We start from the raw sequence: 18529 nt of genomic DNA on the forward strand, positions 1-18529 counted from the left end.
CCTGCACGAAAGGGGGCGCCCCATGGCCTCCCCATCGAAGGCGGGCGCGGCCCTCGCCGCGCTGCGCGAGGAACTGGTCGGCGACGTGTTCGCCCCGTCCGACGTGGGCTACGACGAGGCCCGCACCGTCTTCAACGCGATGATCGACCGCCGGCCCGCGGTCATCGCCCAGTGCGTGGACCAGGACGACGTCGTCCGGGCCGTGCGGTTCGGCCGGGACCTGGATCTGCACATCGCGGTGCGCGGCGGCGGGCACAGCGTGGCGGGCATGGCGGTCAACGACAACGGACTCGTCGTCGACCTGCGGCACATGCGCGCGGTCAGCGTCGATCCCGCGGCCGAGGCGGTACGGGTCGCGGGCGGCGCCACGATGAGTGACCTGGACCGCGCCTGCCAGCCGCACGGCCTCGCCACGACGGGCGGCCGTGCCTCCACGACCGGGGTCGGGGGTTTCGTCCTCGGCGGCGGCTCGGGTTGGCTGGACCGCTGGTGCGGGCTCGCCGTCGACAACCTGGTCGGCGTCGAGCTGGTCACCGCGGACGGCGAGCGGGTGCACGCGAGCGCCGACGAGAATCCGGAGCTGTTCTGGGGCCTGCACGGCGGTGGCGGCAACTTCGGCGTCGCGACCGCGCTCACGCTGAAGCTGCACGAGCTGCCGGAGTTCTCCATCGCGCTGGTGCTGTACCTCCCGGAGTTCGGCCCCGAGGTCGCCCGCACCTACCGCGACCTGATCACCACGGCCCCCGACGAGGCGAGCGGAGGGGTGCTGTATCTCACCGGTCCACCCGAGGAGTTCGTGCCGCCGCACCTGGTCGGCAGCGTCCTGTGCGGTGCGCTGCTGACGTACGCCGGGCCCGAGGCGGACATGCGCAAGCTGGCCGAGCCGCTGCTGGCGCTGCCGCACGAGTCGGAGATCGTCGGGGCGATGCCGTACGCCGACGTCCAGTGCATGCTCGACGATCCGCCGGGGATGCGTAACTACTGGTCGGCGGAGTATCTGACGGGCGCGCCCGACGCGTACCTGGACGCGTTCTGCGCCGGGGGCGAGGCGTTGCCGCCCACCGGCACCCTGCATGTGATGTTCCCGCAGGGCGGGGCGATCTCCGCGGGCCCGCACGAGTACCCCGTGCCCTACCGGGACGCGCCGTGGGCCGTGCACCCCTTCGCGATCTGGGCGGACCCCGCGGACGACGAGCGCTGCGTCCAGTGGGTCCGTGACGTCCGCGCCGCGGCACAGCCCTGGAGCACGGGCGCGGTCTACCTCAACTTCATCGGCGACGAGGGCGCCGAACGGGTCGTGGCGGGCCTCGGCACCGAGAACACCCGCCGCCTGGCCGACCTGAAGCACCGCTACGACCCGGACAACGTGTTCCGCTTCAACCACAACATCAGGCCGGCCTGACCGGCTCGACCACTCAGGTCCGCGCCGACGCCGTGAGCACCGGTCAGGTCCGCTCGTGCGCCGTCAGGTCCGCACCGGCGCCGTCAGCACCGGTCAGGCCCGCGCCAGCGCCGTGAGTGTCCGCTCTCCGCCCGGGTCGCCCGCCGTCGCCGGGACCAGGGCGATCTCGTCCAGCCCGGCCTCGGCGTAGTCCGCGGCACGCGCGCGTACGGCGTCCAGGTCGCCGACCAGCGCGACCGTGCCGGCCGCCGCGGCGGGCAGGGCGCGGACCAGGGTGTCGGCGTCGGCTCCGGTGCGGGCCAGCTCGACCGCCTCCCCGAAGCCGGCCGCCTCGAACATGTCGCTGTAGCCGGGCACCGTGAGATAACCGGCGATGCTCCGCAGGACCTGGGCGAGGGAGGCCGGGTCGGGGTCAACGGCGACCGGCAGCCAGGCGGCCAGGGTGGGCGGTGTACGGCCCGCCCGCCCGGCGGCCGCGTCGAGCTTGGCGCGCAGCGTGCGGACCTGTTCCGGCGAGACGATGTCGAGCAGCATCCGGTCGGCGTGCGCCGCCGCGGTGGCGACGGCGCGGTCGCCGAACGCGGCGACGGTGAGCGGGCCGCCGGGCGGCGGCAGGCGGCGCCGGAAGGTGCTGCCGGGGACCACGGGTTCGCCGGGCTCGCCGTGCAGGAAGCCGCGTACGGCCGCCGCCGAAGCCTCCATCACGGCCGCGGGCCGCACGCGCGGCACCCCGTGCACGCCCTCGACCACCCGCTTGCTGGACGTCCCGAGCGCCACCCCCACCGGCCTGCCCACGACCGCCGCCACCGACGCGGCGCCCCGCGCGATCCCGAACGCGTCGCGCACCGACACCGCCACCGGACCGGCCGTCAGCGCGACCCGCTCGGTGGCCCGTCCGATCGCGGCGGCGAGGACGAAGGAGTCCCAGGTCGGCCCCTCCCCCGCCCACACCTCGCGGTACCCGAGCCGATCGGCGACCGCCGCCACCCGCAACGGCTCCTCGATCGCACTGTCGTCCTCCCGTGCCACGGCAACCACGCTGTAGTCCATGACGGGGCGGCTACCCGGTCCGGCTCCTCGTAGCCCCCTGCCGGTGCACGCCCTCGGAGGTGTCAGGAGGCCATCCGCACAGGTAGCGTCCGCCTATGGACAGCGGGACGAACAGCGGATTCGACACCCAGGGCGCCGGGATCACCGTCCGGCGGGCGCTGGAGCTGCCCGGTCTGCGCAGTGGGCTGCCCGAGATCCTCGCGGGCGCCGACCGGCTGGGGCGGACCGTGCGCTGGGTGCACGCGGGCGAGGTGCCCAACATCGCCTCCCTGCTCAAGGGCGGCGAGCTGCTGCTGACCACGGGGTACGGCCTCGGCACCCGCCCGGCCGACCAACGCGCGTTCGTGCGCACCCTGGCGGAGCGCGGCATCGCGGCCCTGGTCATCGAGCTCGGCGCGCGCTTCACCCGGCTGCCCTCCGCGCTCGTCGACACGGCACGCGCCGCCGGTCTCCCGCTCGTCCAGCTGCATCGCCAGGTCCCCTTCGTGACGGTCACCGAGGAGATCCACACCGAGATCGTCAACGGCCACTACGCGCTGCTGCAACGGGCGGAGGAGGTGCACCGCCGCTGCACCGAGGCCCTGCTCGGGGGCGGAGGCGTGCCTCAAGTGCTCGGTATCCTCGCGGACTTCAGCGGCAACCCGGTCTTCCTGGAGGCGACCGACGGACGTCTGCTGTACGCCGCCGGCGCCGGTCCGGAGGGGGCGGACCCGTTGCAGGTGTGGGAGGGGCTGCGGGGGCAGCACAAGGACACGCCGCCGCCCACGGGCGCGGTGCTCGTGGACGTGCCGGGCGGCGGCCAGGGCGCCGGGTCGGTCCGCGGCCGTATCGTCCTGCTGCCGGTCCTGGGTCCGCTGGCGCCGGTGCACCGGATCGCCGCCGAACGGGCCGCCGGCATCCTCGCCGTGGTGCTGATGCAGGCCCGCCAGGAGGAGGAGCTGGCGGCCCGCGGGCGGGGCGACTTCCTGACCGACCTGGCGGAGGGCCGTATCGCCGCCGAGGACGCCCCGGCGCAGGCACGGGTTCTGGGCTTCAAGCCGGGTGACGGCCCGCTGCTGCCGGTGGTGATGCGGCTCGGGGACGTGCTGTCGCCCGGCGGCGGCTGGGCGGTTCTGGCGCGCGCGGTCGGTGAGGAGCTGGCTTCGGTGGGGGTGCCGGTGCTGCTGGGCGTGCGGCCGGTGGAGGGCCGGGTGCCGCTGCTGGTCGGCCTGCGTGCGGAGACGGAGCGGCCGGCGGTCGCGGACCGGGTCGCGGTGGCGCTGCGGGCGGGCGTGGAGCGGGCCGGGATCCAGCGGCCGGGGTCGAGGCCGCCGGTCGTGGTGGTCGGGGTCGCGGGCGGCTGGGCCGCGGCCTCGGCGGGCCTGCGGCACGCGGCGGAGACGGCGACGGCCGCGCAGGGCCTGGCGGACCGCCCCTGGTACGACGCCCGCCGGCTGGACATCGACCTGCTGCTGTGGCGGCTGCGTGACCACCCGGACCTCGCGGCCTTCGTGGACCGCGCGATCGGCCCGCTGCGCGAGCACGACGACCGCTCGAAGCCACCTCTGCTGCCCACGCTGGAGACGTACTTGGCGCACGCGGGCCGCAAGGCCGAGACCGCCCGTGAACTGCACCTGAACCGGCAGACGCTCTACAACCGCCTCGCCCGCATCGGCGAGTTGCTCGGCACCGACCTCGACGACCCGCAGACGGTGCTGGCGTTGAGCCTGGCGCTGCGGGCCCGCCGGCACGTCGCCTAGGGCCGGTCCGGCGGCAGGTCAGATCATGGGCCGGGGCTGCGTCAACTCGTCGTAGACGCTCAGCACTTGGGCCACCGTCTCGTCCTCGGTCGGCCAGGTCGCCGCCTGCCGCACGCCCCGCTCCCGCAGCAGGTCCTGCCGCTCGGGGTCGCCGAGCAGGCGTACGACGGTGTCGGCGAGGGCGTCCGGGTCGCCGTACGGGACGAGTTCGGCCGCGTCGCCGACGACTTCGGACATGCCGCCGACGTCGGTGGCGACGAGCGTCACGCGCGCGTGCAGGGCTTCCTGCGCGAGGACGGACCGCGACTCCCAACTGCTGGACAGCAGGGCGACATCGGCGGCGGCGAGCAGCTCGGAGACGTCGTCACGCCGCCCGATGAGCCGTACGGGCAGCTCCTCGTCCTCGATCCGGCGCTGGAGTCCGGCCCGCAGGGACCCCTCCCCCGCGATCACGACCAGCGGGGCGGGATCGAGCCGTCGCCACGCGCGCGAGGCGTCCAGCAGTACGTCGTATCCGCGATGCCGCTCCAGAGAGCCGACCGCGATGAGCAACGGCCGTCCGGTGGCGCCGAGTTCGGCGCGTACCTTGGGCCGCAGCCGGTCGGGGTCGTCCGGTGCGGCGACGGGGCGGCGGCCGGGCAGGGCGACGGCGGCGAGGCGGGCGTCCCGGGCGCCGGTCCGGCGGGCCCGGTCGACCAGGGCCGAGGTGGTGCCGAGGACGACGGAGGCGGCCTTGACGACCCGCCGTTCCAACAGCCGCAGGAGGTGGGCGCGGGCGCCCTCGGCATGGGCCCGGTCGTGCCAGGTGACGACGAGCGGAGTGCGCCGGCCGCTCAGCGCCAGCACGGCACGGAAGGAGGCGTGCAGTCCGTGCGCGTGCACCAGGTCGGCGTCCGCGCATGCCGCTCGCAGCGCGGCCACGGAGGCGGGATCGCTGCTGCGCGGCACATGTACGTGCTCGGCTCCGGCCCCGGTGAAGTCGTAGGCGCGATCGGCCTCGACGGGGGCGCACACGGTGACCCGCACGCCCCGCGCGACCAGCCCCGAGGCCAGCGACCGCACATGTGCGCTGCTGCCGGCGTTGCCGCCGCCCAGCACCTGCACGGTGCGCATCGACGACTGGCCGTGCGGTGAGTGGCTGCTCACGGGGGTCACGTGGCCGGGGCTCCTGGTTGTGGGTGGGGCGGTCACGAAGAACGTACAGAAGGATCGGGCGGAGGGGGTGTACCGCGAGGATCCCTTCGCGTACGACATGTTTACGCCAAGGATGCCAGGACGCACGGGTGTTCCGGGACCGTCGGGAGGACGGGAGCGGGCAACGCGGCGGACGGAGTCACCTGCACGAGTGAGCCGGGGTGCCTGTCGTGCACGAACACGCGCGCGTGGCGCATCTCTCAGTGACCGGCGGGGACCGCCACTTGGCGCACGCGCGACGGCCGGCCGACGTTCGCATCACACCATGTCGGGCGCCCGCACCGTCCCTCTCGCCGGCCCTCGTGGCTCACGGCCCGCCCAACGCCCGTACCGTTTCGCTCACTTTGTCCCCGTACACCGTCGCGGCTACGACGGCCGCCGCGTGCGCGACCAGTCCGGCGCGACCGTTCCCGGCGACGACGGCGGCGCCCAGTGCCGCGCCCAGCGCATGCGCCCCGGTGTCGCCGATCATCGCCCGTTCACCGAGGTCGTCGGGGAGCACGGCCGCCGCCGCGCCCGTCGCGGTGGCGGCGATCTCGGCCCCGGCTCCCGTACGGAGCAGCCCCGGCGCGCCGAGAGCGAGCACCGCGGCGGCGGCCCGGCCGGGACGTACGTCCACGAGGTTCACGAAGTGCGCGGCACCCGCGATCACGACCCCGGCGAGCAGTCTGTCCAGCGGCCGCTCCTTCAGGAACGCCCCCGCGACCAGTCCGGCGGCCGAGATCCCGAACAACTTGACCGCCCCGCTGGTGACTTCACCGTCCCGAAGGGCGCGCAGGTGTGCTCGGAAGCCGCGGCGCGCGTCAGCCGCCCCGGCGATGTCGTCGTACGCCCCGCAGATCCCGGCGACGGCCACGGCGGCCCCGGCGGCCGGGGACACCCGCCCGGTCCCGACCGCGCAGGCCAGGGCCGCGGCGGGCCCGGCGTACAACTCCACGTTCCGGCCCGCGTAGTTCTTCCGCTCCCAGCGCTCGCGGCCGCCGGGGGCCCGGGCACGCAAGGCCGTGGTGGCGAGGCGGGTGAGGGTGGCGGAGAGTCCGAGGGAAACGGCTTGCCCGATCATCCGGCCACCCTACGGGCCCCGGGAACCGGGCTAGCCGTCGGCCCGAGCCGTCTCCAGCAGTTCCTCGGCGTGTGCCCGGGCGGTCTCCGAGTCCTCCTGGCCGGCCAGCATCCGGGACAGCTCCCGGACCCGTTCCTCGCCCTCCAGGACCTTCACGCCGGACCGGGTGACCGACCCGTCGTTGGTCTTCTCGACGAGCAACTGCCGGTCGGCGAAGGCGGCGACCTGCGGCAGGTGGGTCACGACGACGACCTGCGCGGTCTTGGCCAGCCGGGCGAGCCGTCGCCCGATCTCCACGGCCGCCTTGCCGCCGACGCCGGCGTCGACCTCGTCGAAGAGGTACGTCGGCACGGGATCGGTCCCCGCGAAGACGACCTCGACGGCCAGCATCACGCGGGAGAGCTCACCGCCGGAGGCGCCCTTGGCGATGGGCCGGGGCGGCGCCCCCGGGTGCGGGGCGAGCAGCAGCTCGACCTCGTCGACGCCCGACGGCCCGTAGGCGACCGCGCGTCCGCCGACCTCGACGCCCTCCGGGTCCTCGGTCTGCCGAAGCGCGAAGGAGACCCGTGCGTGCGGCATGGCGAGGGAGGCCAGCTCGGCCGTCACGGCGGCGGCGAACCGCTCGGCCGCCTCCGTGCGGGCGTCCGACAGCGCCTGCGCCAGCCCGCCCAGCTCGATGCGCAGCGCGTCCCGTTCGGCGGTCAGCTCGCCGATCCGGTCGTCGTCGCCGTCCAGTTCGGTCAGCCGCGTGCTGCCCTCTTCGGCCCAGGCGAGCACGGCGGCGATGTTCTCGCCGTACTTGCGCGTGAGCGCGGTCAGCGCGGCCCGCCGCTCCTCGACCGCCGCGAGCCGCAGCGGATCGGCGTCCAGGTCGTCCGCGTATCCCGCCAGCTCCCCGGCGACGTCGCCGAGCAGGATCCCGATCTCCCCGATCCGGTCGGTCAGCGCGGCCAGCGCGGGATCGTGCGAGCGGACGGCGTCCAGGGCCCGCTGGGCGCCCGCGACGAGCGTGGTCGCGTCGATGCCCTCGGGGTCCTCCGGATTGCCGGCGAGAGCGGCGTGAGCGGCCGTGGCGGCGGCCGACAGCGCCTCCGCGTGCCCGAGCCGCTCGGCCTCCTCCGCGAGCTCCACGTCCTCACCGGCGCGCGGCTCGACACCGGCGATCTCGTCGAGCCCGAACCGCAGCATGTCGGCTTCCTGGGCCCGCTCACGCGCGCGCGTGACGATCTCCTCCAGCTCGACGGAGACCGCCCGCAACCGCCGGTACGCCTCGCCGTACTTGGCGAGCGGCACCGCGACGGCGTCGCCCGCGTACCGGTCGAGCGCCTGCCGCTGCCGGGTGAGCTTCAGCAGCCCCTGCTGGTCGGTCTGCCCGTGCACGGCCACCAGCTCGTCGGCGAGCTCGGCCAGCATCCCCACGGGCACGCTGCGCCCGCCCAGGTGCGCCCGGGACCGCCCTTCGGCGGAAACGGTACGGCTGATGAGCAACGCACCGTCGTCGAGCTCGGCCCCCGCCTCCTCGGCCCGTACGACTGCCGAGGTGCCCGGGGGGACGGTGATCCGCCCCTCCACGACCGCTTTCTCGGCCCCGATCCGCACGAGTGCCGGGTCCGCCCGCCCGCCGAGCAGCAGCCCCAGGCTGGTGACCACCATGGTCTTGCCCGCACCCGTCTCGCCCGTGACGGCGGTGAACCCCGGCGACAACTCGACGACCGCGTCGTCGATGACTCCGAGCGACCGTATCCGCATCTCCTCCAACACGGACACGACCTTACGAGGTCGGCACGGGGAAGTGCGACGGCCCCCGGGTCCGTGATGTGAAGGTGCAGGTGACGAATGTGTATCGGCAGCACATGTCACCCAGGCGAGTGTCACGCCCCAAGGGGCGCGGGGAACTGCGCGACAGGCCACAACGAACCCGCAGCCGCCAACGCATCCCCACGTCCCACGGCGAAACGGCTAATGAGGCGCCCCTCGCCACCCGGAAACCGGCAACGCGAACTTCGCAACCAGCCGGTCGGTGAACGACGCATGATGCAACCGGGCCAGCCGCACCGGCACGGCCCCCCGCCGCACCTCGACCCGCGCCCCCGGAGGCAACTCCACGGTCCGCCGCCCGTCACACCACAACACCCCCGGCGGGATGTGCGGCAGCACCTCCACGGCGAGCACCGAGTCCGGCGAGGTCACCAGCGGCTTCGCGAACAGCGCGTGCGCCGAGATCGGCACCATCAACAGCGCCTCGACCTCGGGCCACACCACGGGCCCACCGGCGGAGAACGCATACGCCGTCGACCCGGTCGGCGTGGACAGCACGATGCCGTCGCACCCGAACCCCGTCACCGGCCGCCCGTCGATCTCCAGCACCACCTCGAGCAGCTTCTCGGCGCCGGCCTTCTGCACGGCCGCCTCGTTCAGCGCCCAGTCCGTGTGCACGATGTCGCCGTTCTGATGGACGACGACATCGACGGTCATCCGCTCCTCGACCTCGTACGCCTTGGTGACGACCCGGTCGACGACCTTGTCCAGATCGTCCCGCTCGGCCTCCGCGAGGAACCCGACCCGCCCGAGGTTGACGCCCAGCATCGGCACCCCGGACGCACGCGCGAACTCGGCGCCGCGCAGCAGCGTCCCGTCGCCGCCGAGCACGATGAGCAGTTCACACCCGTCGAGGCACTGCGGGGTCGCCTCCTTGACGAGTTGCACCTCGCTGGGCAGGGGCAGGTCCTCCGCCTCCGCCGACAGCACCCGCACGCCGATCCCCGACCGCAGCAGTCCCTTGACCACCAGTTCGGCGCTGCGAATGGCCGCCGGCCGCCCTGTGTGGGCGAGGAGAAAAACAGTACGAGCTGAGTTCTGCATCAACGCGGCCCCTCCGCCACTGCTCGGTCAACGTCGGCCGGGTCCGGGGCGGGCGCCCCGGCACGCAGCCACAGAAAGTACTCGACATTCCCGGACGGGCCGGGCAACGGACTCGCCGTGACCCCGTTCACCCCGAGCCCGAGCTCCCACGCCTTCTCGGCGACACCGCGCACGGCCTCCGCCCGCAGCTGCGGACTCCGTACGACTCCCCCGCTGCCCAGCCGTTCCTTCCCCACCTCGAACTGCGGCTTCACCATCATCACCAGATCGGCGTCCGGCTTCACGCACCGCACCAGGGCGGGCAGCACCAGGCCGAGCGGGATGAAGGACAGATCCCCCACGACAAGATCCACTGGTTCCCCATCGATCGCTTCGAGCGTCAACTCGCGTACGTTCGTACGGTCCTTGACGATGACGCGTTCATCGCTTTGGAGAGTCCAGGCGAGTTGTCCGTATCCGACGTCCACGGCGACGACCTGCGCGGCTCCGGCCCTCAGCAGTACGTCGGTGAAGCCTCCGGTGGACGCGCCGGCGTCCAGCGCCCGCCGCCCCCGCACCGCGAGCCCCTGGGGCACGAAGACCTCCAGCGCGCCCGCGAGCTTGTGTCCGCCGCGCGAGACGTACTCGGGGTCGCCGCCGTCGGACTGGACGACGATCGCCGCCGCGGTCTCCACCTGCGTGGCCGGCTTGGTCGCGACGGTCTTGCCGACGGTCACCCGGCCGGCGGCGATCAGCTGGCTGGCGTGCTCACGCGACCGCGCGAGTTTCCGGCGGACCAGCTCCGCGTCGAGACGGCGGCGTGCGACTCCTGCCACGTTCGGTTCAGCTCCTCATCCCAGGCATCGACGGGGGCGCCGGAGGTCCCGGGCGGGCGTCGAGCGCGGTGAGCGCGTCGCGCAGCCCCCGGTGTACATCCTCGTACACCTCCAGGTGCCCGTCGGTGGCGAGGTGGTCGGCGTCACCGAGGCGCTCCAGCTGGGCGTCCACCTCGGCGTCGCCGGTGGGGACGCGGGGGATGTGCAGCGGGGCGGGCGCGGCCGGGTCGTGCTCGGGCTCGCCCGCGGGCCCGGCCGGGTGCTGCTCGGCCGTGGTCTCCGGCTCGGCCTCCGCCACCGGGATCTCCGTCTCCGGAACCGTGTCGCTCATGCCCAGACGCTACCCCGAACCGCTGGGGTACCGTCGATCGCGATGGCCACGACTGAGGAGTGCCGCGCCGCACTCGAAAAGCTCTCGGACAACATGCAGCGCGCCGAAGGGGACGCCCGCTCGGCCGCGGCCCTGGACCGCTCGGTGAGCTGCCACATCACCGACCTGGACGTCACCTTCGCCGGCCGCATGGCGGGCGGCCGGATCCACGTCCACGACACGCTCCAGGGCCCACCCCGCGAGAAGGCCCAGATCAGGCTGAGCATGAGCGGCGACGACCTGGTCGCCCTGGTCGCCGGCGAGCTGAACTTCGCCAAGGCCTGGGGCGCGGGCCGGGTGAAACTCCACGCGGGGGTGCGCGACCTGCTGCTGCTCAGGAAGCTTCTGTAGCGGCCACCTTGTCGCCCTGCGCCCGCTCGGCGCTCTCCTTCTCGGCCCGGTCCTTCGGGCCCTGCTCCTTCTTGTCCTGCTTGTCCTGTTCCCGCGCCCTGCGGGCCGCCGGGACCACGAGCGGCGTCCCGGTCTCCGGGTCGTCGATGACCTGGCAGCGCAGCCCGAAGACGTCCTCGACCAGCTCGGCGGTGACGATGTCGTTGGGCGCGCCCTCGGCGATCACCGCTCCGCCGCGCAGGGCGATGAGGTGGGTGGCGTAGCGGGCCGCGTGGTTGAGGTCGTGCAGCACGGCGACGAGCGTGCGGCCCTGCTCCTCGTGGAGCTGGGCGCACAGGTCGAGGACGTCGATCTGGTGCTGGATGTCCAGGTAGGTCGTCGGCTCGTCGAGCAGCAGCAGCGGCGTCTGCTGGGCGAGCGCCATCGCGATCCACACGCGCTGGCGCTGACCGCCGGAGAGTTCGTCGACATAGCGATCCGCGAGCTCGGCGACGCCGGTCTGCTCCATCGACTCCTGGACGACCCGCTCGTCCTCGGTCGACCACTGGCGCAGGATCCCCTGGTGCGGGTACCGGCCGCGGCCCACCAGGTCGGCGACGGTGATCCCGTCGGGCGCGATCGACGACTGCGGCAGCAGCCCGAGGGTGCGCGCGACCTTCTTCGCCGGCATCGACTGGATCACCTGGCCGTCCAGCAGCACCCGGCCCTGGCTGGGCCTGAGCATCCGCGACAGCGCCCGCAGCAGCGTGGACTTGCCGCACGCGTTCGGGCCGACGATCACGGTGAACGAGTTGTCGGGTATCTCCACCGACAGCTGCTCGGCGATGACCCGCTGGTCGTAGGCGAGGGTGACGTTGTCGGCGGACAGGCGGTTCACGGTGCTCCTTCGGTTGTTCGGCCCGCTGCTGAGGCCCTTGCTGTTCCTGCTGTCGCCGGCGCTCATATCCGGCCCGCCTTGCGTTCGGTGACCAGCAGCCACAGCAGATATACGCCGCCGAGCACGCCGGTGACCACGCCCACGGGCATCTGGTCGGCGCCGAAGACCCGCTGGGAGATCCAGTCGGCGGCGACGAGCAGCGCGGCACCCATGCACAGCGAGGGCAGCAGGTTCGGGCCGGGCGAGCGGGTCAGGCGGCGGGCGAGCTGCGGGGCGGTGAGCGCCACGAAGCTGACGGGGCCGGCGGCGGCCGTGGCGGCGGCGGTCAGCAGTACGGCGGACAGCATCAGCAGCAGCCGTACGCGTTCGACGCGCACCCCGAGGGCGTACGACACGTCGTCGCCCATCTCCATCATCCGCAGCCCGCGCGCGTTGGCGAGGACGAGCGGCACGAGGACGGCGCACAGCGCGAGCAGCGGCCAGACCTGCGCCCAGTCCCGGCCGCTGAGGGAGCCCGTCATCCACACGACCGCACGGGCCGCGTCGACCAGGTCGGCCTTGGTCAGCAGATAGCCGTTGACCGCCGTCATGATCGCGGACATGCCGATACCGACCAGGACCAGTCGATAGCCGTGCACGCCCCGCTTCCAGGCGAGCAGATAGATGGCGAGACCGGTCGCCAGTCCGCCCACGAGCGCGCCCGCGGTGACCTGGCGGGCGTCACCGGAGAACAGCACGATCACCACGAGCGCCCCGGCCGTGGCGCCCTGTCCGAGGCCGAGGATGTCCGGGCTGCCCAGCGGATTGCGGGACAGCGCCTGGAACAGCGCGCCGCCGAGGCCGAGCGAGGCGCCGACCAGGAGCCCGACCAGCACGCGCGGCAGACGGAGGTCGTTGACGATGAACTCCTGACCGGCGTTGCCCTCGCCGAACAGCGTCTTGAGCACGTCGCCCGCCCCGATCGGGAAATCGCCGGTGCCGATCAGCAGCACGCTCGCGCCGAGCCCGGCGAGCAGCAGCAGCACGACGACGATCAGGGCCCGCACGTCCAGGCGGACGGAGAGCCCGCCCGGGGTCCGTACGGCACGGTTGGCGCGGGCGGACTTCACCGCGGCCGCGTTCTTCGGTTCGCTCTTCTCCGCGGTCCTCACAGCTGGGCCGTCCTCCGCCGTCGTACGAGAAAGATGAAGACCGGTCCGCCGAGGATCGCGGTGACGATGCCGACCTGGAGCTCGGAGGGCCGGGCGACGATCCGGCCGATGACATCGGCGCCGAGCAGCAGCACCGGCGACAGGACGGCCGCGTACGGCAGGATCCAGCGCAGGTCGGGCCCGGTGAACGAGCGCACGACGTGCGGCACCATCAGGCCGACGAAGACGATCGGACCGCACGCGGCGGTCGCGGCACCGCACAGCACGGTGGCCGCGAGCATCGCCAGCACCCGGGTGCGGTTCAGGTTGGCGCCGAGCGCCCTGGCGGTGTCGTCGCCCATCTCCATGGCGTTGAGCGGCCGGGCGAGAGCGAGCGCCAGGACCATGCCGCCCACGAGGAACGGCAGCACCTGCTGGATGGTCGCGTCCGTCGCCGAGGTCAGCGAACCGACGGTCCAGAAGCGCATCCTGTTCAGCGCGACGTCGTCCATGATCATCACGGCCTGGAGATAGCCGTAGAGGGCGGCACTGATCGCCGTACCGGCCAGTGCGAGCCGGACCGGTGTGGCGCCCCGGCTCCCGCCGAGGAACCAGACCATCGCGCCGACCGCCGCCGCGCCGAGGAAGGCGAACCAGACGTAGACGTTCAGGCTGGTGACGCCGAAGAAGGTGATGGCGGTGACGACCGCCGCGGACGCGCCCGCGTTGATGCCCAGCAGGCCGGGGTCTGCGAGCGGGTTGCGGGTGAGCGCCTGGAGCACGGCGCCGGCGAGACCGAGCGCGGCGCCCGCGAGCAGACCGAGGACGGTGCGTGAGATCCGGTCGTCGACCACGACGTCGCCGTAGGTGCCCGAACTCTCGAACAGCCCGTGCCAGACCTCCCCCACGGACAGCTGTTTCGCCCCGATCGCGATGCTGGCGGTCGCCACGGCCAGCAGGATCAGGACAGAGACGAGCAACCCAACGGCACGTATCGCCCGTCGGGTTGGTGGCGCGGACACGGACTCCGCGCGCTGTTCGGGAGGACTGTCAACCAACACGCAGTTAGGTTAGCCTACCCTCCCAATCAGCCACGATCCCGCTGCGTGCGCTCCCTCACACCACGACCGAGCGGCGATTCACCACCCCAGCCGCGCCAACGCCTTCCCGGAGTCCAGGGCGCACGAGCCCTCTCCGGCCGCCGTCCAGGCCGCCGCGCACAGCGCCCGCAGGCCGTCCAAGACCTCACCGTCGCCGTCGAGTTCCAGCCGGTCCGCCCGCGCGGTCGCCGTCCAGCCACCGCAGCGGAAGCCCTCCCCCTGCCCGGTGACCTCCGGCTGCCCGGTGAGCAGCCCGCGCAGATCGGCGTCGACATACGTCGGCCGGTGCTGAGGCGGCGCGGCCAGAAGCTGGGCGCCGTCGGTCACGCCGGTCAGGACGAGCAGCGAGTCGACCTCGCCGTTGAACGCGCCCTCGATGTCCGTGTCCAGCCGGTCCCCGACCACCAGCGGCCGCTCGGCGCCGGTGCGCAGGATCGTCTCGCGGTGCATCGGAGGCAGCGGCTTGCCCGCCACCTGCGGCTCGGCCCCGGTGGCGATCCGTACGACCTCCACCGCCGCCCCGTTGCCCGGGCCGATCCCCCGCGCGCCGGGAATCGTCAGGTCGGTGTTGGACGCGAACCACGGCACCCCGCGCGCGATGGCGTAGCACGCCTCCGCGAACCGCCCCCACACCAGCTCCGGCCCGCCGAACCCCTGCACCACCGCCGCCGGATCGTCGTCCGCCGACTCGACCGGTTCGAGGCCGCGCTCGCGCAGCGCCACCCGCAGCCCCTCCCCGCCGATGACCAGCACCCGGGCGCCCTTCGGCACCTGCTCGCTGATCAGCCGCGCGGCAGCCTGCGCGGACGTGATGACGTCGTCCGCACCCGTGGGTATCCCCAGCGCCGTCAGGTGCGCGGCCACGACATCCGGCGTCCGCAGGGCGTTGTTCGTGACGTACGCGAGATGCATCCCGCCCGTCCGCGCCGCCGCGAGCGACTCGACGGCGTACGCGATCGCGTTCCCGCCCGCGTACACCACACCGTCGAGGTCGAGCAGCGCCGTGTCGTACGCCTCGCTCAGGGCCCGGCCACTGCCCGAGGGCCTCGTCCTGACGCTCTGGCTCATTTGGCATCGCTCCTCGTTCGACGGCTTTCCCCCGATCATCCCCCATGCCACCGACACCCGTACGATGCCGGGATGAACACAGCAGGTCACCCGGAAGCAACGACGCGCCGAGGCCTCGAACTGACCCCGTTCCGAGGACTGCGCTACGACCCTGACCGGGTCGGCAGTCTGGCCGCCGTGACATCCCCGCCGTACGACGTCGTGGTCCGCCCCGACGGCCTGCACCATCTCCAGGACTCGGACCCGCACAACATCGTCCGGCTGATCCTGCCCCAGGCGGACACGCCGGCCGCCCGCAACCAACAGGCGGCACGGACCCTGCGCCGCTGGCTGTCCGAAGGCGTCCTGACCACCGACTCCGACCCCGGTCTCTACGTCTACGAACAGTGCGACGGCGAAGGCATGCTGCAACGCGGCGTCATCGGCGCCCTGCGCGTCTCGGAGCCCTCGGAGGGCCTGGTCCTGCCGCACGAGGACGTCATGCCGCACGTGGTCGCCGACAGGGCGGACCTGATGCGCGCCACGTCCGCGAACCTCGAACCCCTGCTCCTCACCTACCGGGGCAACGGCACGGCGGCGGACACGACCGCCGTCATCGAGCGGACCATCGAGGGCCCGCCGCTCCTCGCGACCACCACCGAGGACGGCTTCAGCCATCGCCTGTGGTCGATCACCGACCCCGCCGCCCTGGACCGCGTCCAGTCGGACCTGACCGACCGCCAGGCCCTCATCGCCGACGGCCACCACCGCTGGGCGACCTATCGACGTCTACGCGCGGAGCACGGCTCGCCGAGCCCCTGGGACTACGGCCTGGTCCTCCTGGTCGACACGGCCCGCTACCCCCTGCGCGTCCGCGCCATCCACCGCCTCCTGCACGGCGTGCCGGTGCCGGACGCCCTGGCCGCGCTCGACGGCCTCTTCCGCGTCCGCCGCCTCGAAGTCCCCCTCGCCGCAGCGCTGGAGACCCTCGCCGACGCGGCGTGCGCGGGCAACGCCTACCTCCTCGCCGGCGACGGCGCCTTCCACCTCGTGGACCGGCCGGACCCGGACCTCCTCGCCCGTACGGTCCCCACCGACCGCCCCGCCGCCTGGCGCACCCTCGACGCGACGGTCCTGCACGCCACGCTCCTCGCCCACGTCTGGCACGTCCCCGAGGACGACCCCACCCGCATCGCGTACATCCACGACACCGCCGCCACCGTCGACAAGGCGGAACGCGACGGCGGTACGGCCGTCCTGATGCACCCCGTCCGCGAGGACGTCGTACGCGAGCTGGCCCGCCAGGGCGTCACCATGCCCCGCAAGTCCACGTCGTTCGGGCCCAAGCCGGCGTCGGGCCTGGTACTGCGCGCACTGGACCTGTAGAACGCCGAAGGGGCGGGACCCCGTTGCCGGAATCCCGCCCCTCACGTCATGCGCCGCTGCTACTCGCGCTCGTCGTCGTCCTCACCGACGACGTCACGCGCGCTGCCGCCGTCGCCGTCGGTCTCGTCGGCCTCGTTCTCATCGTCGTCCTCGTCGAAGGCGTCGACGAAATCGACACCGTCCATCTCCGCGAGCCGGTCGGAGGCGTCCGTGCTGCCGTCCTTGTCGGCCTCGACGGCCTTCGCGAACCACTCACGCGCCTCACCCTCCCGCCCGGCGGCGAGCAGCGCGTCCGCGTAGGCGTACCTGAGCCGCGCGGTCCACGGCTGGACGGAGTTGGAAGCGAGCTCGGAGCTCTGGAGCGTCACGATGGCCGCGTCCAGCTGCCCCATGTCACGCCGGGCGCCGGCCGCGACGAGTCGCATCTCCACCTGCCCGGCCTTGTCGAGCTTCTGCACCTCGGGAGCCCCGGCCATGTCCAGCGCCTTCTCCGGCCGCCCGAGCCCACGCTCGCAGTCCGCCATCAGCGGCCACAGCTCCACGCCACCCGTCATCCGCCGGGCCGCCCGGAACTCGGCCAGCGCCTCCGCGTACTTCTGGTTGGCGTACGCCGCGAACCCGGCCGCCTCTCGTACGGCCGCGACACGCGACGCGAGCCGCAGAGCCACCCTGGAGTAGCCGTAGGCACCCTCGGGGTCCTCGTCGATGAGCCGCGCGACCATCACCAGGTTCTTGGCGACATCCTCCGCGAGCGTCTTCGGCAGGCTCTGAAGCTCCTGCCGTACGTCCTTGTCGATCTCCTCGCCCGTGACGTCCTCGGGGATCGGCAGCCGCTTGATCGGCTCCCGGTCACGGTCCCGCTCGTCACGGAACCGCCCGCCGCCACGCCGGTCGTCCCGACGGTCGTCGCGCCTGTCGTCACGCCGGTCATCGCGGCCACGGAACCCTCCGGGACGCCCACCACGGTCGTCTCGACGCGGCCCACGGTCGTCCCGACCCCGGAACCCACCGCGGTCGCCCCGGCTGTCGTCCCGCCCCCGGAACCCACCACGCTCGCCGCGGCTGTCGTCCCGACCCCGGAATCCACCACGGTCACCACGGCTGTCGTCCCGCCCCCGGAATCCACCGCGGTCCCCGCGGCTGTCGTCCCGACGGAACCCGGGGCGGTCACCGCGCTCGCCACGGTCACTGTCGCGACGGTCGTCCCGACGGAAACCGCCACGCTCCCGGTCACCGCGCTCACCACGGTCATCGCGCCGGAAGCCCCGGTCGCGGTCGTCGCGCCGGAAACCACCACGGTCGTCACGGCGGTCATCACGCCGGTCGTCACGCCGGTCGTCGCGGCGGTCGTATCCACCACCGCGGTTGTCGTCACGGCGGAAGCCACGGTCCCGGTCGTCGCTCCGGCGGTCGTCGCGGCGCGGGTAGCCACCACGGCTGTCCTCACGTCGGCCGTACCCTCCGCGGTCATCGTCCCGACGCGGCCCAGCGGGCCGGTCATCGCGACGGTAGGTCGGACGGTCGCCGTCCCGCCGGAACCCGCGGTCACGATCCCGGTCGTCCCGGCGCGGCCCCGCGGGCCGGTCGTCACGACGGAAGGGGGGACGAGGCCCACGGTCACTGTCACGGCGGTCGTCACGGCGGTCGTCACGCCGGTCATCGCGACGGTCGTCACGCCGGCCGTATCCACCACCGCGGTTGTCGTCACGACGGTTGTCGTCACGGCGGTTGTCGTCACGGCGGTTGTCGTCACGGCGGTTGTCGTCACGGCGGAAGCGGCCGCGGTCACCACCACGGTCGTTGTCGCGACGGAAGCCACCACGGTCACCACGGTCCCCCCGGTAACCGCCTCGGTCACCACGGTCACCGCCGTCCCGTCGCCGCTGGTCGCGCTCCGGTCGGTCGTCGGGAGAGTTGGTGGACATCGGTGACTCCTGTCTTCGGTACCTCAAGCATTGTAAAAACAAAAGGACCCCTGGTCCCAGCTGAACGCTGGGACCAGGGGTCCTCCAAAGATTGTTCGGCGGCGTCCTACTCTCCCACAGGGTCCCCCCTGCAGTACCATCGGCGCTGTAAGGCTTAGCTTCCGGGTTCGGAATGTAACCGGGCGTTTCCCTCACGCTATAACCACCGAAACCCTAAT

At 73.3% G+C, this 18529-nt stretch carries 17 protein-coding genes and 1 rRNA gene; 4 read left to right on the forward strand and 14 right to left on the reverse strand.

Going from position 1 to position 18529, the window contains the following annotated elements:
- Nucleotides 1–22 precede the first annotated feature (22 nt).
- A complete protein-coding gene (locus ACGFW6_RS40270) occupies nucleotides 23–1402 on the forward strand; it encodes an FAD-binding oxidoreductase (RefSeq protein ID WP_393521488.1) in 1380 nt (459 codons plus the stop codon).
- Nucleotides 1403–1495: 93 nt separating this feature from the next.
- Here the strand turns inward: ACGFW6_RS40270 and ACGFW6_RS40275 are convergent, their stop codons facing one another.
- The gene (locus ACGFW6_RS40275) at nucleotides 1496–2452 is read right to left on the reverse strand and encodes an LLM class F420-dependent oxidoreductase (RefSeq protein WP_393521490.1); all 957 of its coding nucleotides are present in this window, start codon (nucleotides 2450–2452) and stop codon (nucleotides 1496–1498) included.
- Between the two features lie 95 nt (nucleotides 2453–2547).
- Here ACGFW6_RS40275 and ACGFW6_RS40280 point away from each other — a divergent pair, with 95 nt between their 5' ends.
- Nucleotides 2548–4191, forward strand: a complete 1644-nt coding sequence (locus ACGFW6_RS40280; protein WP_393521492.1) for a PucR family transcriptional regulator — start codon at nucleotides 2548–2550, stop codon at nucleotides 4189–4191.
- Nucleotides 4192–4209: 18 nt separating this feature from the next.
- On the opposite strand, the gene ACGFW6_RS40285 is transcribed toward ACGFW6_RS40280, so the two are convergent.
- The 6 genes from ACGFW6_RS40285 to ACGFW6_RS40310 all read right to left on the reverse strand — a co-directional run bounded on the left by ACGFW6_RS40285 (nucleotide 4210) and on the right by ACGFW6_RS40310 (nucleotide 10456).
- Complete coding sequence (locus ACGFW6_RS40285; RefSeq protein WP_393521494.1) at nucleotides 4210–5346, reverse strand: glycosyltransferase family 4 protein; 1137 nt, start codon at nucleotides 5344–5346, stop codon at nucleotides 4210–4212.
- A gap of 346 nt (nucleotides 5347–5692) precedes the next feature.
- Nucleotides 5693–6448, reverse strand: a complete 756-nt coding sequence (locus ACGFW6_RS40290) for a hypothetical protein (RefSeq protein ID WP_393521496.1) — start codon at nucleotides 6446–6448, stop codon at nucleotides 5693–5695.
- Between the two features lie 30 nt (nucleotides 6449–6478).
- On the reverse strand, nucleotides 6479–8197 hold the full coding sequence (gene recN, locus ACGFW6_RS40295) for a DNA repair protein RecN (RefSeq protein ID WP_393521520.1): 1719 nt from the start codon (nucleotides 8195–8197) through the stop codon (nucleotides 6479–6481).
- Between the two features lie 210 nt (nucleotides 8198–8407).
- Entirely contained in the window at nucleotides 8408–9313 is a 906-nt protein-coding gene (locus ACGFW6_RS40300; protein WP_393521498.1) for an NAD kinase, read from the reverse strand.
- Nucleotides 9310–10125: a TlyA family RNA methyltransferase gene (locus ACGFW6_RS40305; RefSeq protein ID WP_393521500.1), complete on the reverse strand. Its 816-nt coding sequence runs from the start codon at nucleotides 10123–10125 to the stop codon at nucleotides 9310–9312. Before ACGFW6_RS40305 ends, ACGFW6_RS40300 begins: the two co-directional genes overlap by 4 nt.
- Nucleotides 10126–10132: 7 nt before the next feature.
- A complete protein-coding gene (locus tag ACGFW6_RS40310) occupies nucleotides 10133–10456 on the reverse strand; it encodes a hypothetical protein (protein WP_393521502.1) in 324 nt (107 codons plus the stop codon).
- 42 nt (nucleotides 10457–10498) lie between these two features.
- On the opposite strand from ACGFW6_RS40310, the gene ACGFW6_RS40315 reads away from it, so the two are divergent.
- Nucleotides 10499–10846, forward strand: coding sequence for an SCP2 sterol-binding domain-containing protein (locus tag ACGFW6_RS40315; RefSeq protein WP_393521504.1), 348 nt, complete (start codon nucleotides 10499–10501; stop codon nucleotides 10844–10846).
- Here ACGFW6_RS40315 and ACGFW6_RS40320 read toward each other — a convergent pair.
- From ACGFW6_RS40320 to ACGFW6_RS40335, 4 genes are all read right to left on the reverse strand, one after another.
- Nucleotides 10830–11789, reverse strand: a complete 960-nt coding sequence (locus tag ACGFW6_RS40320; RefSeq protein WP_393521506.1) for an ABC transporter ATP-binding protein — start codon at nucleotides 11787–11789, stop codon at nucleotides 10830–10832. The genes ACGFW6_RS40315 and ACGFW6_RS40320 overlap by 17 nt on opposite strands.
- Nucleotides 11786–12874: a FecCD family ABC transporter permease gene (locus ACGFW6_RS40325; protein WP_393521508.1), complete on the reverse strand. Its 1089-nt coding sequence runs from the start codon at nucleotides 12872–12874 to the stop codon at nucleotides 11786–11788. The genes ACGFW6_RS40320 and ACGFW6_RS40325 overlap by 4 nt, the downstream gene beginning before the upstream one ends.
- A complete protein-coding gene (locus tag ACGFW6_RS40330; RefSeq protein ID WP_393521510.1) occupies nucleotides 12871–13914 on the reverse strand; it encodes a FecCD family ABC transporter permease in 1044 nt (347 codons plus the stop codon). The genes ACGFW6_RS40325 and ACGFW6_RS40330 overlap by 4 nt, the downstream gene beginning before the upstream one ends.
- A 78-nt stretch (nucleotides 13915–13992) precedes the next feature.
- Entirely contained in the window at nucleotides 13993–15021 is a 1029-nt protein-coding gene (locus ACGFW6_RS40335) for an HAD hydrolase-like protein (RefSeq protein WP_393521512.1), read from the reverse strand.
- Between the two features lie 72 nt (nucleotides 15022–15093).
- On the opposite strand from ACGFW6_RS40335, the gene ACGFW6_RS40340 reads away from it, so the two are divergent.
- A complete protein-coding gene (locus ACGFW6_RS40340; protein WP_393521514.1) occupies nucleotides 15094–16386 on the forward strand; it encodes a DUF1015 domain-containing protein in 1293 nt (430 codons plus the stop codon).
- A 59-nt stretch (nucleotides 16387–16445) separates the two neighbouring features.
- On the opposite strand, the gene ACGFW6_RS40345 is transcribed toward ACGFW6_RS40340, so the two are convergent.
- The 3 genes from ACGFW6_RS40345 to rrf all read right to left on the reverse strand — a co-directional run bounded on the left by ACGFW6_RS40345 (nucleotide 16446) and on the right by rrf (nucleotide 18521).
- Nucleotides 16446–17216 carry a hypothetical protein gene (locus ACGFW6_RS40345; RefSeq protein ID WP_393521522.1) on the reverse strand — a complete coding sequence of 257 codons (771 nt, stop codon included), beginning with the start codon at nucleotides 17214–17216 and terminating at the stop codon, nucleotides 16446–16448.
- Nucleotides 17108–18253 (reverse strand): hypothetical protein, encoded by a 1146-nt coding sequence (locus tag ACGFW6_RS40350; RefSeq protein WP_393521524.1) that lies wholly within the window; start codon nucleotides 18251–18253, stop codon nucleotides 17108–17110. Before ACGFW6_RS40350 ends, ACGFW6_RS40345 begins: the two co-directional genes overlap by 109 nt.
- A 151-nt stretch (nucleotides 18254–18404) precedes the next feature.
- Nucleotides 18405–18521: ribosomal RNA gene (rrf, locus tag ACGFW6_RS40355) — 5S ribosomal RNA — on the reverse strand.
- Between the last annotated feature and the right edge of the window lie 8 nt (nucleotides 18522–18529).

This window comes from Streptomyces sp. Y7, assembly GCF_043195415.1.
Taxonomy (GTDB): Bacteria; Actinomycetota; Actinomycetes; order Streptomycetales; family Streptomycetaceae; genus Streptomyces.

Coding starts and splice junctions, on each gene's coding strand:
- ACGFW6_RS40270 (WP_393521488.1), top strand. CDS start 23: ATGGCCTCCCCATCGAAGGCGGGCGCGGCCCTCGCCGCGCTGCGCGAG.
- ACGFW6_RS40275 (WP_393521490.1), bottom strand. CDS start 2,452: ATGGACTACAGCGTGGTTGCCGTGGCACGGGAGGACGACAGTGCGATC.
- ACGFW6_RS40280 (WP_393521492.1), top strand. CDS start 2,548: ATGGACAGCGGGACGAACAGCGGATTCGACACCCAGGGCGCCGGGATC.
- ACGFW6_RS40290 (WP_393521496.1), bottom strand. CDS start 6,448: ATGATCGGGCAAGCCGTTTCCCTCGGACTCTCCGCCACCCTCACCCGC.
- recN (WP_393521520.1), bottom strand. CDS start 8,197: ATGCGGATACGGTCGCTCGGAGTCATCGACGACGCGGTCGTCGAGTTG.
- ACGFW6_RS40310 (WP_393521502.1), bottom strand. CDS start 10,456: ATGAGCGACACGGTTCCGGAGACGGAGATCCCGGTGGCGGAGGCCGAG.
- ACGFW6_RS40315 (WP_393521504.1), top strand. CDS start 10,499: ATGGCCACGACTGAGGAGTGCCGCGCCGCACTCGAAAAGCTCTCGGAC.
- ACGFW6_RS40320 (WP_393521506.1), bottom strand. CDS start 11,789: ATGAGCGCCGGCGACAGCAGGAACAGCAAGGGCCTCAGCAGCGGGCCG.
- ACGFW6_RS40335 (WP_393521512.1), bottom strand. CDS start 15,021: ATGAGCCAGAGCGTCAGGACGAGGCCCTCGGGCAGTGGCCGGGCCCTG.
- ACGFW6_RS40340 (WP_393521514.1), top strand. CDS start 15,094: ATGAACACAGCAGGTCACCCGGAAGCAACGACGCGCCGAGGCCTCGAA.